A 16,537-nucleotide genomic window follows, 5' to 3' on the forward strand; every position below is an offset into this window, starting at 1 on the left:
CGGCGGCAGCGCGGTCTCCGGCGGCAGCGCGGTCTCCGGCGGCAGCGCGGTCTCCGGCGGCAGCGCGGTCTCCGGCGGCAGCGCGGTCTCCGGCGGCGCTGTGTCCGGGGCAGGCTCGAAAGTGTCAGTCGGCTTTCGTGAGACGCCGGTGTCATCATCTTCCGGTGGCGCCGATCGGACAAGTTCGTCCGGTTTCTCATCCGTCGCACGGGTTGTATCCCCCGACCGAACAGCCTCAACATCTCGCTGGTCCATCGGCGTATTCTCCGTACGCCAACGAACTTCCTCTGCTGCGTCAAGCTGGCCTTGCGGTGTTAAAGACCCTTGGGCGCTACGAACTCGTTCAACAGCATCATCGATCAATTCCTCCTGTGCAGTGTGCCGGGTACGGGTCTTCTCAATTCCCGCGTCATCCCGTATGGACACGTCCAGCCCCTGGCCTCGACGGCTATGGAGCTGCTGCATTGGCTGCCTGTCCCAATCCGCTTCGGAAATACCTGACTCGTAGGCATGGCGTGCGGCAGCGGTATGGCCCGCCTGCACTTCTGCACCGGACATACCCTCGGCGCTTCGGTACGCGGCAGCCTGATCGTTCGCGTACTTCCGGGCCTCTCCGGGTTCCCACGGACGGTTACGCGAAGCGAGAGGCGCCCTCGGGTCACTGAGTAGCTTGTCGACCCGATCATCTTCATTTAGCTCCTTTACTACGTCATCGAGGTCCTCGAAGCTCTCGTCATCCTGCGCTTGGCCTAACTTCTGCGCGTCAACTCGGCGGATGGGTCCGGCCTCCTGCCGCTCCGCAACACTCCAGAACCTAGCTTCGCTCCTGTCTTTTCCAGGCGCGACGCCCCCCGGGACTTCTGCCAGGCCTGGGCCCCCATACTCTGCTATCGTCGCGTCATCCGGAAGCTCCGCCAACGGGACGATAGCCCAGCCCTCTTTCAGCGATCCAGTCGGAAGATCGAACAGGCGTTCAAGGGCCTCAGGTTTCTGATCCCGGACCGTCTTCTCCGCTACGATGCGTCCAGCCACCCCGAGCCTTTGAGCGGCCTCCACTTCTTCTAGCGGCACCACCGTTACTGGCCAGTTTCCAGCACCTTCCCAGCGACCGGCTTGCGGTTTTCCTATCGAGCTTTCCGTGCGTTCGCTGTCGCTCATTGGTTCCCGCCTCCCAGGGTATGCCTTAAGCTGACGAAGCTTTCAACATCAACGCTCGGCGCGACCAGTCCGCCTTCTTAGCGGGCTCTTCGAATCAAGGTGCGACCTAGACTCGTTGTCGTCAATCGCACCAGCCCTTTGCGACAGGCGACGTAAATCGGTTAAAGGCGAAGGCGGGGTGCATAGATGTATAGATCGTTGCGATGCACCACGCACAAGGAGGATGCGCGCGCTGTGCGCACCTACTGAGCCGATCGAAACTCGGGGCGAGACCGCCGAGGCAGCGATCCGCCTCAATTCTTCCGAAAGCGCCGCTGGCGCCACCTGATAATCGCCCCCTTGCTCGTCGCATATGAGCGCGTCCAGAAGCTCAGACGCCACCACCCTTGTTAAAGAACTCCCAACCTTCAGAAGGAGTGGCGAGCCACTTCTGTCGACGACCAGGCTTGTTGCCCAAATGGCGCGGCCAATGAAGTCAATCCGACGCTGAGACGCAGCTCGGTTAATCAGAAGGGCCATGGCCCTGTCTACCAGAAGTACCGCCGCGAAGTAGTTGTCGCTTATTGTGAGCGCCGACGACACGGCCGCATTTCGCAGCAGGGGGGGCGGTTCACAATGACGGGAAACTCGCTCAGAGTCGAAACAGCTCCACGAGTAATCGAACTCCTGCGACTGCCCCCGTGTCAGCAGGAAGGCCTCGAGGCGCCTTAGGGCTGCATCGTCAGCCATTCCGCCCCCTGGAGGATGAGAAACCCGTCCTCGTCCGTCTTGCAGCCAGTAGCGAAGGCGTTAGCCGCCTCCAAAAGGTAACGGTCACTTCCAAGGAGTTGGCGCATCATTCGGAAGTAGCTCGCGTCGCGTCGATCTCCATGTAGACGAAGCGCAAACCGAATCACGTACCTCAATGGCTGCTCGCTGTCGATGGGGTTGTACTTCGCATCCGCTTGCTGCTTCCGGAAGACTGGTAGGTACCTGTCCTTTGGGGAACCGTGGTACTCAAGTTCGCCGACCGTTTGTATTGGCGTTATTACCACTGCCGCCAGCTCGCCAAGGCGCCCGAAGGAAAGATGACCTAGCAGCTTATCGTACCCTTCAACCACTCGCTTTCCAAGCATTTGCCTCGAGACTCCGTCGCGTATATAACGTTCGCATCGAATAGGTGCGAGGATAATTAACCTAGGCGAGGGGAGATCCTCGAGGGCTAGCTGCAGCATGTTATGAATGAAATCCGGCCGATTCCGGCTCCGATGCCAGAGCCCATTACGTTCCAACAGCGCTGGCGTATCTATAGGAATCAGGATCGCATCGCTGTCGCGAATAAGTCCCCGCACCCATTCTCGTTGCTGGGAGCCAGCGCTGTCCTCTATCCACCCTCCAGGGTAATCCACGAACTCCAAACGGAGTGTAGGCTTCTTGCCACGCCGGCCTAACGCAAAGTCAAAAGCGCGCCAGTCTGCTGTGCCAGAGATGCCAGCGGCCATGTCTGGCTTGAGCCCGTCGGTTGCGAAAAGTCGCTGGAGCTGGACGATTTTGCGATCGAGCTCGTCCGCGTCGTCGGGATCTGGCGTTAGCTGAAGATCTTCCCTAACAACGACGCTCTCCATCTGATCGTACATGGTAGCAAGCATGCTCGTCTTCCCAACGCCGCTCGGCCCAAGCATTGAAACACGCAGCGAAGTCGTCGCTGGCTTCAGCCGGTCGGCAAATCGCCTCAGCGCTTGCCCAGAGTACTTGAGCATCCCAGGTCACCTACCCGTCACCTGGAGAGGCTTGGCTGCTGCCCGCTTGACAACATCGAGTGCCTCGTTCCAGTCTTGTCGAACTTTTGTCCTGTCGCCAAGCTCGTCGAACTGCGCCTCCCAGATCCGAGCTCGATGCTCTAAGTAGAGGCTGCGCCAAGCCGCTTTAGAACCGCTTGCGCGGAGAGCGCGGTCAACGAACTCTTCGACTACGGCTGCGGCAACCTGATTCGGCTCGCTCAACCAAGCATCGAAAGCTTCTTCGATTCGGTAAATTGCGCGCTCGTGGAGAACTTCGAGAGCCTCATAGACACTTTCAGCATTAGCAGAGACCCTGATTTGCTCCTGTCCGATCGCCCCGTCAGGGTGTAACACCATCAAATGCGGACGCAGCCGGTATTGGAGAAAACCTCGATAAGTTAGGTCGACGGAGCAAAGTACCTCGATAGCGGTCGCCAAGATTTTGGCATCACTCGGGACCAGCGTCGCCAGCTTGCGGAAGAACTCAGTGCCTGAGGCTGAGTCGATAGTCGAAAGCTCGCAATCATCCCGCAATTTAGCAGCAACTTCCTCCCTTACATGCTCCAATGAAAGCCGCAGGGTACTCTCGAGGGGTTGGAATTGATCGTTGACGCGAGTTCTCAGGCTGTGGAGCGAAACATTAAATGCTGAACTGTAAGCACCATGTCTACGGGCCAGGCTGTCAATATCCTCCAGAGCCGGCACTGCGACCTCGGTTCTTGCGCGCTCAATAGCAGCATCAACTTGTTGTGCCAATTCAACATTCGGCAGCGCCGCATTTAAGCGCAAGTTGGCAGCTAGGTCCTCTAGGCCATTCGTCAAGCGCGACCACATGTCGTCAAACAAGCTATCGAACGTCGTAAACTCTCGTTCCGTACTCCCCTCGGAACCGAGACATGCCGCGGCTTCGGCAATATATTGATTGACGTCATCCCGCAAATGATCGAGCCTATCTTGTGTGGCAGCAGCAAATTCGTCGTCAAGGTGAGCCCCGTGTCGGTTCAGATAATCGACGACCTCGGCAAAGACCCTGAGCTGGACCTCATCGGGGTCAGTGCAATCAGCAACTATCATTTTGGTAACTTCAATATGTTTGCTTGGCGCACTGCTTAGGAGCTGCTGACAATTGGCGTCATTACTGCCGATGCCAGATGCACTTCCTGTGCGATTGAGGACGACAAAGGACCACTTTTCGAGAGGTAAGTCGATCAGAGCACGCTTCGCCAGATCGAATAGGGCAACGTCCTTGTCGCCCCAGTAGTCGCCAGTTGGCGACGGGAGCTTCACAAAGACCACAGCATCGACGTCATGTCCGAGTACAGTCACCAGACGTTCTTGATCACCCACTCCGGTGTCGCCCAGGCCAGGCATGTCAATAACACTGCAGTAGCTCGACCCCTTTCGAGGAAAAGCGCAGAAGAGCTGCACTTCCTTTACTGCCAGGTAATTCTGAAAGATGCGGTTGCCGTCTTCGTCGTCCTGTGCCACGAAGGTGCGGACCTGGTCAAGACCTATGCGCCTTGTTGGCCTTCCAATTAGACTCTGGTAAGCAGGAAGGTATTGGTGGTAGCGCTGGAGGTGCTCGTATTTGGCCTGAGCGACCGTGGATTTTTTGAGTTCTGCTGCAAGAGGCGGCAGGCTCCGTGTACTGAATTCGTCGAGAGAGCGAGGGGGGCGGCCAAGCCGCATGTCTGAGTAGTAGGGTGATAGAACTTCCTCCAGAAAAGAGCTTTCATTGTGAAATACGACCTCACCGTGAGGCTCAGTTTCCGTACTATGCGAGATAGTGCTACGTACGCCCGTACAGTGTGAGCCGGAGCCGTCTGGTATCTCGCGTCGTGAGAGCCCGGTAATGGATTGCAGCAGCTTACTCTTGCCTTGCCGGGCACGTCCAATGACGCCAATGTTTATTGTCGATCGAGCGAATCTAGATTGCAGCTTCCCAAGTTCAAGACGCTCAGCTTGAATCGAACCAACGAGACTCTCTTGTGAAAGTTCCCCCAGGCGGTCAAGAGCGCTATCAGTGGATAGGCGCGTTAGCAGTTCAGTTCGTAAGCGCTCTAGTGATTTGAGCGACTCCTCGAGGGCGTTAAGTGCGTCCTCTGCTTGGCAAACCGCTACGAGCCGTGGTTTTCTGCGCTGCAGGATGTCCCTTAAGGTTTGTGTCTGCAGATGCGCATCCTGATCGATAACCTGGCTCACTCGGTACCCCCAGGGCTCGCGGAAGATGCTGCTGAGGCGGCCCTGGCGGTGGGTCTGACTGCGATCATGTCGTTTGCCAGCGCAAGGGTTTGCAAGCAGGCATAGTCCTCGCCTCGATGGGTGCTAGCAATGGTCCCTACGAACCGCACCTGCGATGGTTCGCAAACTACGTACGTTTTTAGGCTGGATGGTGCTAACGACAGGCACGAACGCTACGTCGAGGCTCGGCGATTGGCCTAAAAGGTCAGTTCGGGCCTGTCAAGAAGTCTGTGTAAGTCGATCTAGGAAAGGGTCAGGACAGGTAGGGGCTGATGCGCTCGGGGAAGGCCAGGGCGAGGGCGCCGAGGGCTTGTTTCCAGCCCTGGACCCCGGCTCCTTCGACGAGGCGTCCGGGGGCTCGGCGCTCGTTCGCGGGGAGGCCCTTTCCTTCACCCGAGCTCGCCCCGCTTGTCTTCGATGTCGCGGATGGCGAGCCAGAGCAGCTTGATCGCGGCGTCGTCGTTCGGGAAGTGGCCGCGGTTCCTGATGATCTTGCGGAGCTGGTAGTTCAGCGACTCGATCGCGTTCGTGGCGTAGATGAACTTCCGGAGCTCGGGTGGGAAGGCCAGGAACGGGATGAACCGCTCCCAGGCGTTGGTCCAGGTCAACACGGCCGCCGGGTAGCGACGGCCCAGGTCGGACTTGGCGAAGGCATCCAGCTCCAGGCGGGCGGCCTCTCGGTGGAGGCGGTGTAGATCGGCTTGACGGCCACGGCCACCTTCTTGCGGTCCTGGTAGCTGACGAACCGCCTCGCGGCGGGCGGCAGGTGCACGGTGCCGGTCTGCACGCTGCTTTGCGGCCAGATGGCCTCGATCGCCTCCGGGAAGCCGGCCAGCCCGATGCCCCTATGGATGCCAAGCCGCGGTCGTCTTGGTGCGGGTGGCAACCGTGGCGGTTGTCGGGGGCGTGAGCAGGCTGAAGACGTCGCGGGCGATGTAGCGCTTGAGGCAGCGGATCATCTCGCAGCGGATCTTACCCTCGGCGAGGCGTCGCTGCAGGTACTGCTGGGTGCGGGGGTCCCAGCGCAGCCGGGACAGGGTGATGCGGTAGAGCGCGGCGTTGGCTTGGCGGTCGCTGCCGCGGTCGAGCCGGAGCCGCTGGGTCCTGCCGGAGGAGGCCTGGACCGGGCTGACCCCATAGAGCGCGGCGTAGGCGCCCTCGGCGTGAAGCCGTTCGGGGTTGTCCCCGGTGGCGATGAGCAGTGCGGCGGCGCTGTCCGGACCGATCCCGCGCCGTGCGATCAGTGCGGGGGCGTGCGCGGTGACCAGGGCGCGCAGTCGCTTGTGCAGATGGTAGGCCTCGGCCTTGAGGGCCAGGATCCGGGCGGCGAGGGTGCGCTGGGTGAACACGACGGTGCAGGCGAGGTCGCCTGCGCCCGGGGAGGGGCCGGGCAGCTCGGCGCAGCGGCGGACCAGGGTGGCCGGGCCCAGGCCGGCCAGGGACTCGCGCAGCGCCGGGTCGGCACCGACCAGGACCGCCTTGAGCTGGTTGGTCGCCTTGGTGGAGGCGTTGACCGCCGAGTTGCGGGCCATCCGCAGCACCAGCGCAGGCCTACTCCCCAGCTCCGGCCCGGTCGCCTCGGTCCCGGCCCTTCCTTCACACCAGGCCAAGAAGTCGTCGACGAGGAGCAGGTCAAGGTGCAGCGCCCGCAGCGCAGCGAGGACGAACGACCTTGACCTGCGACGAGCGACGACCACACTGACGCCGCGGAGGAGGACCACAGCAAACGACGGGCCGTCGCCGCGTTCGATCCCGACCTGGTCGACCCCGACCCGGTGCAGGCGCCGGCACAGCCCGCGCAGCCCGGCCCGGGTGTGGGGCACGGTGAACCGGTCGAGCGGGGTGCCGTCGCCGGCCACGACGGCGACTGCGTGGGTATCGCTGGCCCAGTCGATCCCGCCGGTCGGCGCCGCCGTCGCGGGGCCGAACCACCCGGCGGGATGCTCGGCGGGATGCCCGGCGGGATGCTCGGGGGGTCGCGGAGAGCGGTCTGTCGGCGCGACACTCATCGTCGCCTCCTGTCTGTTGCCGCAGCAGGTAGGCACCCGGTGGTTCCCGACACGGCAGCCGGTCGCTTACTGATCGGCGCTCGTCGGCGCGCAGCCCTGTCGCCAGTCGGCGTGCCGGGGACCACCGGGCCCCGCAGAACTCAGCGTGGACCTCGCACGGTCGAGCGAGCAGGGCGATCACCCGGTGGCCACCAGTGGTGCGTCCGAACCATCCCAGCCGGCCCGGACACAAGGAAGGTGCACCAGTGAGCGTCGAGCCTCGCGCCTACGTGGGAGCCATTATGGGAGCGAAACGCTGATATCGAGGAGCCATCGAGGGTCTCACCGACCTGGGAATGGTGAGGAAGGCGCTGGTAGATGACCCAGTGAACGGATAGGTAAACGCTCCTAAAGCGGGTGTCGCAGGTTCGAATCCTGCCGGGGGCACCACCTCTCACCAGCGACTTGCTGGTGGCGAGGTTCTCGACCGCGAGTCGTGGAATCACTTGACTGTGAAGTTGTCTCCCATGCCGCGCCGCAGTCGCCCCTGGGGACACGTCGGTATTCGGCGAGATGCAGGCGGCAGAGCTCGACGCCGAGATGACTCGAGCGGCTGTACGCGCGTCTTCAGCGGTGTCACGAGATGCGCAACGACCGACCGCGCGCCGGCCACACCTGCCGCCCGCCCGCGGCCAGCACCACCCGGAAGGTCCACCACATCCTCCACGCCGCTCTCGACCGGGCGGTGCGCCGGCGCCACCTGGGCGTCAACCCGGCGGCCGCCGAGCCGCCGCCGACGACTCTGCGACCTCGACCGCACCCACGTGCGGCAAGGGACGGAAGCTCAACATCCGAGCCTCACCCCGCTGCCCTCGCCCCGAACGGCACCGCCCGCACGTACCGCAGCACCCGCGAGCGACCATGTCGGTGAGCCGTGGAGCCTGCATGCCGTGGTCGTCCGCCGCGCTCCTGGCGGGAACGCGGTGGACGCGGCGTGAGTGGTTACGGGCGCGGGCGCTCAGGCCCCGTTCGACGGTCGCCGCCACGGACCGGTGATGGCGAAGACGTGTCCCGGTGACTGGATGCCCGCGAACAGCTGCTTCCCGTCCGCGCTGAAGGTCGGGCCCCCGAACTCGTTGCCGTTCAGGTCGTTGCGGGCCATCGCGTACGACATGCCCTGGTCGGTGACCCCGACCAGGTGCTGCACGCCCTCGCCGTCCTCGGCCAGGATCACCCCGCCGTACGGGGAGACGGTGATGTTGTCCGGACCGTCGAAGTTCGTGCCGTCCTGGTCCGGCGTCGCGTTCACCGTGAAGATCGTCTTCAGGGTGATCCGCTCCTTACCCGGCTCGTAGAACCAGATCTGCCCGTCGTGCTCGTTGACGCTGCCGTCCGATGCCCGCGCGTAGCTGGCGACGATGTACGCGCCACCGTCCGCCCACCAGGCGCCCTCGAACTTGCGGCTCCGGGTGATCGCGTCGTCGGCGAACTGCTTGCGGGTCGAGGTTGTCGCGGCGAGCCGGTCGGGCACGTCGATCCAGTCCACCTTGAACTGGGTACCGGGTGTGGTCGCCTCCGACAGATCCCTGACGTGCGTGCCGTCGCGGCTGCAACGCATAGCCTGCAGGCTCCCGGCGTTCTCGGCGAGGCCCTTCAGGTTCCACTTGCCGCCCTTGAACCCCTTCGGCGGGGTCCAGCGGTAGAGCAGGCCGTGCGGGTCGTTCGCGTCCTCGGTCAGGTAGATGGCCAGGGTCTTCGGGTCGACCGCGACGGCCTCGTGCGCGAAGCGACCGAGGAAGGTGAGCGGGACCGGGCTGTTGCCGAGGTTCTCCTGCCCCACCGGGCTGACCTCGAAGACGAACCCGTGGTCCTTGGCCAGGGCTCCGGAGCCGACGGGCTTGCCTGCCTTGTCCTCGGTCTCCTCACAGGTCAGCCAGGTCCCCCAGGGGGTGACGCCACCCGCGCAGTTGTTGTGTGTGCCGGCGACGGAGACGTACTCGGCCAGCCGGTCACCGGAGGCGCTCACCTCGATGTTGGTGGTTCCCCCTGCAGCACCTTCGTCGTAGGTGAGACCGGGTCGGTGGGGTACGGGGAAGGCTTCGTCGCCACCGATCTCATGGTTGTTCACCAGCACGGTTCGGCCCTGGACGGTGAACGCCGCGGTACCGTCGGTGTCACTCGGCGTGGGCTCGCCGCCGTCGGTCAAACGGGTGACGCCCGCTTCGGCGACGATCTTGTAGCTGAAGCCGTCGGGCAGTGACAGCAACTTGCGGGGATCCGCTACCAGCGGCCCGTACCCGGACGCGGCGCGGGTCGGCGCGCCGAACGCCGGACGGCCCGCGATCGCGTCGATGCTGCCGAACAAGGCGATGCCGAGACCGACGGCTGCGGAGTTGCGCAGCATGGCTCGCCGGTTCAGGCCGGCCTCGGTCCTGAAGGCGTTCGCGGGGGTGTGGTGGGAAGCGTCAGGGGTGGTCACTGATCCCTCTTTCGGGTGGCGACGGGCTCTGGCAGATAAGGCGACCGAACCGACAAGATCGGGCTTCGTCGGTGAACAGAGCCGAAGATCGACATGAACGCTCTGCAGCGGACATCGCGAACGGACGCCCTTCGGCCTCCCCGGCTCCCCCATCGGGCTCGCCTCGACCTCCCGCACCGACGCTGGGCACCGCGATCAGTAACGGGTCGACCCGGTCCCGAGCACTGCCTCGCCGGCACCCCGCGGGTGCACACTGCGCGGGTGGATCAGCCCGAGGCTCCCGCACCGACACCCGCCGAGCCGCCGACCCCGCCCACGAAGCCTGCGCACCCCGCAGCGCACTCGGGCGGTCTCGCGGGCCTGGTGCTCGGCGCGTTGGGCATCGTGTTCGGCGACATCGGCACGAGCCCGCTCTACGCCGTGCAGACCGTGTTCTCGATCGACGACAACGCCGTGCAGCCCACGGTGGACGACGTCTACGGCGTCGTCTCCCTGATCTTCTGGTCGGTCACGATCATCGTGACTCTCAAGTACGTCACGCTGGTCCTGCGGGCCGACAACGACGGCGAGGGCGGGATCATGGCGCTCGCCGCGCTCGTGCGGGAGGTCTCGGCGCCGTTCGCCCGACGGGCGGCGTTCGCCCTGGCGCTCGGGGTGCTCGGGGCGTCGCTGTTCTACGGCGACTCGCTCATCACTCCGGCGATCTCGGTGCTCTCCGCGGTCGAGGGCCTCGAGGTGGCCCGGCCCGAGCTGGCCGAACTGGTCCTGCCGATCGGGGTCGCGATCCTCACCGCCCTGTTCGTGGTGCAGCGCTGGGGCACGCATCGTGTCGGGCGGCTGTTCGGGCCCGTCATGGTGCTGTGGTTCCTGACGCTGGCGATGCTGGGCGTCCCGCACATCGTGCAGCACCCCGGGGTGCTGCTCGGCCTCTCGCCGACCTACGCGCTCGCCTTCATCGCCGACCACCCGTACACGGCGTTCATCGCCATGGGCGCCGTCGTGCTGGCCATCACCGGCGCCGAGGCCCTCTACGCCGACATGGGCCACTTCGGCCGCCGCCCGATCCGGCTCGCCTGGTTCTCCCTGGTCTTCCCGGCCCTGATCGTCAACTACCTGGGCCAGACCGCGCTGATCCTCGACGACCCGCGGGCGATCGACAACCCCTTCTACCTGCTCGCGCCGGCCTGGGCGCGGCTGCCACTGGTCGTCCTGGCCACTCTCGCCACGGTGATCGCCTCGCAGGCCGTGATCTCCGGGGCGTTCTCGGTGTCACGCCAGGCCGTCCGGCTCGGCTACCTGCCCCCGCTGACCGTCCGGCACACCTCCGAGCGGGAGAGCGGGCAGATCTACGTGCCGGCGGTGAACTGGCTGCTGTTCGGTGGCGTCCTCGTCCTGATCCTGGTGTTCGGGTCCTCCGCCCGGCTCGCCACGGCCTACGGCCTCGCGGTGACCGGCACCCTGCTGCTCACCACGACCCTGCTGCTGGTCTACGCGGCCACGGCCTGGCGCTGGCCGCGCTGGCGGATCGTGCTCGTGGCCGCGGTGTTCGGTGGTCTGGAGCTGCTGTTCTTCGCCGCGAACCTGACCAAGATCACCCACGGCGGGTGGCTGCCGCTGCTCGTGGCGATCGTCGTCGTCACCGTGATGACGACCTGGCAACGGGGGCGCAGGATCGTCACCGGCCGACGCGCCGAGCTGGAAGGGCCGCTGACGGAGTTCGTGGAGCGGATGCGGGTCGAGCGGGTCCCGCGTACGCCCGGCGTCGCCATCTTCCCGCACCCGACCAGCGAGACGGCCCCCCTGGCGCTGCGGGCCAACGTCGAGTTCAACCATGTCCTGCACGAACGCGTCGTGATCGTGTCCGTGGTGGCGGAGAACGTCCCGCACATCCACATGGCCGATCGCGTGACCGTCGACCAGCTGGGCCCGGCCGACGACGGCATCGTCCACGTCGCCGCCCGCTTCGGGTTCCAGGACGAGCAGGACATCCCGGCCGTGCTGCGGCACGCCCACGGGCTCGCCGACGAGCTCGACGTCGACCCGTCGGAAGCGTCGTACTTCCTGTCCCGGATGTCCCTGGAACGCGGCAGCCAGCCCGGGATGCACGTCTGGCGCAAACGCCTCTTCATCGGGCTCGCCCACAACGCCGCCACCCCGGCCGCCTACTTCAAGCTGCCCGTGGACCGGACCGTCGTGATGGGCTCACGCGTCGAGCTGTGAGGCCGTACCGTCCCGTCGGTGGTGCGTCCGGTCGGGTGGTCCCGCGTCAAGAACGCGTCAGGACTGCTTGTCCTGGTCCCCGCCCGGGTGTTGGGTCCCGGTCGTGAACCGGCAGCAGTCCCGACCGTTGGCGCTCGGGTGGGCGATCCTGCTCCCGCTCGCGGTCGCGGCAGGCCTGAGCCTGCTCCGCGAGTGGCTGGCGAACACGAGCATGGCGCTGATCCTCGTCCTGGTCGTGGTCGCGGTCGCGGTGCGCAGCGACCGACCGGCAGGTGTGGTCGCGGCGGTGGTCGCGGCGGCCTCGTTCGACTTCTTCCTGACCGCGCCGTACTACCGCTTCACCATCCACAGCCCGAGGGACCTGGAGACGGCAGTTCTGCTTCTCGCCGTCGGGATCGTGGTCAACGAGCTGGCCCAGTGGGGCCACCGCGAGCTGGAGCGCGCCTCAGCGCGTGAGGGCTACCTGGCCGGACTGATCACCGCAGCCCGGATGGCGAGCGACGGAGCCGGGTCCGCGGATCTCATCTCGACGGTGGGGCGCATGATCACCGAGGTCCTCGACCTCGACGACTGCCGCTTCACCACCGAGCCGAGCCGGCCTGACCGGCCGCGGCTCCACCCCGACGGCACCGTCACCTGGAGTGAACGACCCGTCGACGTCGACCGGGACGGCCTTCCCACGATGGACGTCGTCGAGCTGCCCACCCGGCGCGGCGACGGGCGCTTCCTGCTCACCGCCGCTACCCGGGTTCGCCGCCCCTCCCTGGAGCAGCGGCAGATCGCGGCGTCGCTGGCCGAGCAGATCGGTGCCCCACGCCCCCTGCCGTGAGGTCTCCGCTGTCGACAACACGTCGGCTCCGCCCCCGAACGGGTTGCGGGCTCACCCTCGCCGTAAGCACCGTTGCGCGTGAGCGACGGCTTCCCGCCCGCGTGTCACGCGCCGTTCAGCTTCGCGGCATCGCGGAGACACCGCCTCGCCGGTGGTAGAACAACGTGATTCAGGCGACCCGTCCTGCAGCACACCGACGCGGTGCTCCAGCCTGCGAAGCTTCATGGGCACGAGGGCAACGACCGGGGCCCGCTCATGGCGACCGCGGGCCGGCCCGCCCGCCCGTCCTGGTCCTCTACCTCGCCCTGCAGCGCCGCATCGTCGACGGCTTCGTGCGCTCGGGGCCCCGATGATCAGGCGTCGGTCCCTCGGTCGCCGGCCTCAGCGGCGCGGCGAGGCGGTGATCTGGTGCCGCGCCGCCTGCAGATACCGGGCGACCTCGCCGGTGATCCGGTCCGCGTCTCGGCTGAGCACCTCCAGCCGCTCGTCGGCGGGCAACGAGGCGTAGGCGACGACGAGGTCCTCGAGCCGGCCCAGCAACATCGCGGCCGCCTCGGCCCGCGTCTCCCCCGGAGTCAGTACACGTTCCACTCCTCCAGTTGTCCCGCACGGTCGCCGGCGCGGGCAACCGGCGCGCGGGACCAGTCGATGAACAGCCCGTGACGGCTCACCCGGAGGGTCGCTCGGTCCGCCACGACGGAGGAAGGTGAACCCGTGCCACTGACGCTGATCAGGGGCGGTTTCCGGATCATCGGCGCCGCCCCGGACGGGGACTCCATCCGCTTCCACCCCGACGACCCCGCCGCCTTCACCAGAGCCGGGATCGCCGTGCGCACCAACACCACCGGTGGCGCGCAGCTGCGGCTGGAAGGCATCGACTCCCTCGAGACCCACTACAGCCCCCGCGTCGGTGGCCTCGGTCAGCTTCACCAGCCGATCCGGCTCGCCGATCAGGCCGCCGCCCTGCTCCCTCGGCTGCTCGGCTTCACCGAGGTCGAACGCGACGACCAGACCGTCGTCTCGTCCATCCCGGAGCGGGTGCCGGGCTACATCCTGACCCGGTTCGCGGACAAGTACGGCCGTTGTGTGGCGTTCGCCTTCGGCGGCGACAGCGCCCGTGCGGACCTGGAGTCGGTGTTCGTCCGCCCCGAGGATCTGGCCGGCAGCGCCAACAGCGGGATGCTCGACGCCGGGCTGGCCTACCCGACCTACTACAGCAAGCTCTTCCCGGACCTCCGTGCTGCGCTCACCGTCGCCTACCGTCGCGCCCGCGACGCCCGCCGCGGGATCTGGGCCGAGGACGTGACCGAGTCCGGGTTCACCGTCACCGGGCTCGAGACGCTCACCGAGCAGGCCGTGATCCTGCCCAAGCTCTTCCGCCGCCTCGTCGACTACCTCGCCCTCGGCGACGGCGACACGTCGCTCGGCGGCTTCCCCGCCTACCTCGCCACCGTCGACGACCGGCTGATCATCGCCAGCACCGCAGCCGTCACCGGCTTCGACAACGTCCTCGCCATCCAGGGGCAGCAGGTCCGCATGACCCACCCACCCGACGACCTGATCTTCATCGAGGCCTGAGGGGCCGCCCGGGCCTCGTCGACGACGCGCAACAGCCACCGTCCGTCGGCCGGATCGAGGGCCTCTCGTCGTCGGCCCTGCCTACCGTCACGCCATGAGTGCGACCGCCCTCGGGCACACCATGCGCGACGAGCGCCTTTCGAAGGTCGACGGCGCCTTGCTCGCGTGACCTCCGGTGCCCGCCCGCACGGCACGCGGATCCGGACCGCGCTCGACACGCCCTGCGAGTGCGGCTCCACGGCATCCACGAGCGCTGCGACTCGATCGACGCGAAGCACTGGTCCGAGTACCGGACCGCGCTCGACGCCGGGCTCGATGAGCTCGACTCGACCTGGAACGGATCATGGACGCGGTCCGCGACAGTGTCCCGCACACCGGTGGCAACGCCGAACCTCACTGACGACGTCGCGGCAGCGGACGGATGATTCCGCGCAGCTGGTGCGCGTGAGACGCGGCGACAGACGATCGTCCTCCGGCCAGCTGGCGTCGACGCCTGCACGCGAGAAGCCGCTCGCACGGGCGCGACGGAACCCGGCTGGCTTCACGTCGGTCGTCCCGCCACACTGTGGCTCTGCCACCGGTCCTCGACGAACGGCGACAGCGATGAGCACCGTCAGCGCGTTGTCCCGGGCGCGGGCGTCGCTCGCCCGTCGGTCGTGGGGCGAGGCGTACGCGGAGCTCGCGCGGGCCGACGCTGCTGCCCCGCTCGACATCGACGGGCTCGAGATGCTCGCGTTGGCCTCCTACCTGACCGGACGGGACGAGGAGGCCACGCGCGCCTGGACCCGCGCGCACCACCACGCGATGGAGCTCCACGAGCCGCGACGCGCCGCCCGCCAGGCGATCCGGATCGCGTCAGGTCTGATGTTCCGCGGGGAGACGGCTCCGGCGAGGGGGTGGTTCGCCAGGGCCGGTCGCGTCCTCCAGGGGCACGAGGATTGCGCGGAGCAGGCCTGGCTGCACACCTGGGACGCCTTCACCCGGATGTGGAGTGGCGACCCGAAGGGCGCTCAGCCGGTGTTCACGGCAGCAGCCGCGGACAGCGGGCGCTTCGGCGACCCGGACCTGCTGACGATGTCCCGCCTCGGCGAGGGCATGTGCGTGCTGCTGCAGGGCGCCGTCCCCCGTGGCCTCGTCCTGCTGGACGAGGTCATGGTCGCGGTCACCTCCGGGGAGGTGTCGCCGATCTACGCCGGGATGGCGTACTGCACGGTGGTTGCCGCCTGTATCGAGGTCTTCGATCTGCAGCGCGCCCGCCAGTGGACGACGGCGCTGGCCCGCTGGTGCGACGCGCAACCTGATCTCGTCCCGTACCGGGGGAACTGCCTGGTGCACCGTTGCGAGCTGCTGCAGCTGGAGGGCGCCTGGGCCGACGCCGTGGCCGCCGCCCACAGGGCATGCGAGCTCCTGTCGGGCCCGATCCGGTGGGACTCGCTGGGTTCGGCCTACTACCAGCTCGCCGAGCTCCACCGGCTGCGCGGCGAGTACGCGGCGGCCGAGGAGACCTACCGCAGGGCGGGTGCGGCCGGGCGTCCCCCGGAACCGGGTCTGGCGCTGCTTCGGCTGGCTCAGGGGCGCACCGGCGCCGCGGCCGCCGTCCTGCACCGGGCCCTGGCGGAGACCGAGGAACCACCGGCCCGCTGCCGGCTGCTCGCGGCGTATGTCGAAGTCACGATCGCGGTCGGCGATCTCGCGGCGGCCCGGGCCGGGGCCGAGGAGCTGGACCGGACCGCCGAGGTCCTCGACGTCGCCTATCTGCGGGCCGTGGCGGACTCGGCGGCCGGAGCGGTGCTGATCGCCGAGGGGGACGCGCGATCAGCCTTGCGGAGGTTGCGGGTCGCCTCAGCCACGTGGCACAGGTTCGATGCTCCGTACGAGGCGGCCCGGGCCCAGGTCCTGATCGGGCTGGCGTGCCGGGCGCTGGGCGATCCGGAGACCTCGGCGATGGAGCTGGACGGCGCCAGGAACGTCTTCGCGCAGCTGGGCGCCGAACCGGACGTCGAGCGGCTCGACGGCCTGGTGGGACGGCCTGTCGCCCCGACCCCCGGGGTCCTGACCGCACGCGAACTGCAGGTGTTGACGCTGGTCGCCTCCGGGCGGACCAACCGCGGGATCGGCCGCGAGCTCGGCCTGTCCGACAAGACGGTGGCCCGCCATGTCCACAACCTGCTGACCAAGCTCGACGTGCCGTCGCGGGCCGCGGCAACCGCCTACGCCTACGAGCACGACCTCATCGAGCACCCCGCTACACAGAACTGACCACTCGTTCGGCGCGACCTGGACC

The 16,537-nt window shown here is 66.7% G+C and carries 10 protein-coding genes and 1 pseudogene; 4 read left to right on the top strand and 7 right to left on the bottom strand.

The annotated features are described in order from the left end of the window. The 6 genes and pseudogenes from PKE99_RS18340 to PKE99_RS18365 all read right to left on the bottom strand — a co-directional run. On the bottom strand, positions 1 to 1,158 hold a 1,158-nt coding region (locus PKE99_RS18340; protein WP_271214894.1), incomplete at its 3' end, for a hypothetical protein. A gap of 707 nt (positions 1,159 to 1,865) precedes the next feature. Continuing rightward, the gene (locus tag PKE99_RS18345) at positions 1,866 to 2,897 is read right to left on the bottom strand and encodes a TRAFAC clade GTPase domain-containing protein (RefSeq protein WP_306470742.1); all 1,032 of its coding nucleotides are present in this window, start codon (positions 2,895 to 2,897) and stop codon (positions 1,866 to 1,868) included. A 6-nt stretch (positions 2,898 to 2,903) separates the two neighbouring features. Further along, positions 2,904 to 4,406 (bottom strand): hypothetical protein, encoded by a 1,503-nt coding sequence (locus PKE99_RS18350; protein WP_156067697.1) that lies wholly within the window; start codon positions 4,404 to 4,406, stop codon positions 2,904 to 2,906. Between the two features lie 1,006 nt (positions 4,407 to 5,412). Next, a pseudogene (locus PKE99_RS18355) lies at positions 5,413 to 5,997 on the bottom strand (transposase); the annotation flags it as partial. A gap of 7 nt (positions 5,998 to 6,004) precedes the next feature. Then, a complete protein-coding gene (locus PKE99_RS18360; RefSeq protein ID WP_156067698.1) occupies positions 6,005 to 7,168 on the bottom strand; it encodes a transposase in 1,164 nt (387 codons plus the stop codon). 997 nt (positions 7,169 to 8,165) lie between these two features. Further along, on the bottom strand, positions 8,166 to 9,803 hold the full coding sequence (locus PKE99_RS18365; protein WP_231498268.1) for an alkaline phosphatase PhoX: 1,638 nt from the start codon (positions 9,801 to 9,803) through the stop codon (positions 8,166 to 8,168). Positions 9,804 to 9,887: 84 nt separating this feature from the next. Between PKE99_RS18365 and PKE99_RS18370 the strand changes: the two genes are divergently transcribed. Together PKE99_RS18370 and PKE99_RS18375 are read left to right on the top strand one after the other, a co-directional pair. Continuing rightward, positions 9,888 to 11,846, top strand: a complete 1,959-nt coding sequence (locus PKE99_RS18370; protein ID WP_051737694.1) for a potassium transporter Kup — start codon at positions 9,888 to 9,890, stop codon at positions 11,844 to 11,846. Between the two features lie 103 nt (positions 11,847 to 11,949). Continuing rightward, complete coding sequence (locus PKE99_RS18375; protein WP_063739787.1) at positions 11,950 to 12,675, top strand: DUF4118 domain-containing protein; 726 nt, start codon at positions 11,950 to 11,952, stop codon at positions 12,673 to 12,675. 381 nt (positions 12,676 to 13,056) lie between these two features. Here the strand turns inward: PKE99_RS18375 and PKE99_RS18380 are convergent, their stop codons facing one another. Then, positions 13,057 to 13,266: a hypothetical protein gene (locus PKE99_RS18380; protein ID WP_156067699.1), complete on the bottom strand. Its 210-nt coding sequence runs from the start codon at positions 13,264 to 13,266 to the stop codon at positions 13,057 to 13,059. 123 nt (positions 13,267 to 13,389) lie between these two features. Here PKE99_RS18380 and PKE99_RS18385 point away from each other — a divergent pair, with 123 nt between their 5' ends. Both PKE99_RS18385 and PKE99_RS18390 read left to right on the top strand, forming a co-directional pair. Next, a complete protein-coding gene (locus tag PKE99_RS18385) occupies positions 13,390 to 14,253 on the top strand; it encodes a nuclease (RefSeq protein ID WP_037047643.1) in 864 nt (287 codons plus the stop codon). A gap of 603 nt (positions 14,254 to 14,856) precedes the next feature. Continuing rightward, entirely contained in the window at positions 14,857 to 16,512 is a 1,656-nt protein-coding gene (locus PKE99_RS18390) for a LuxR C-terminal-related transcriptional regulator (protein ID WP_037047648.1), read from the top strand. Positions 16,513 to 16,537: the final 25 nt, after the last annotated feature.

The sequence above is a fragment of the Pseudonocardia halophobica genome, from assembly GCF_027922425.1.
In the GTDB taxonomy this organism is placed as follows: Bacteria; Actinomycetota; Actinomycetes; order Mycobacteriales; family Pseudonocardiaceae; genus Pseudonocardia; species Pseudonocardia halophobica.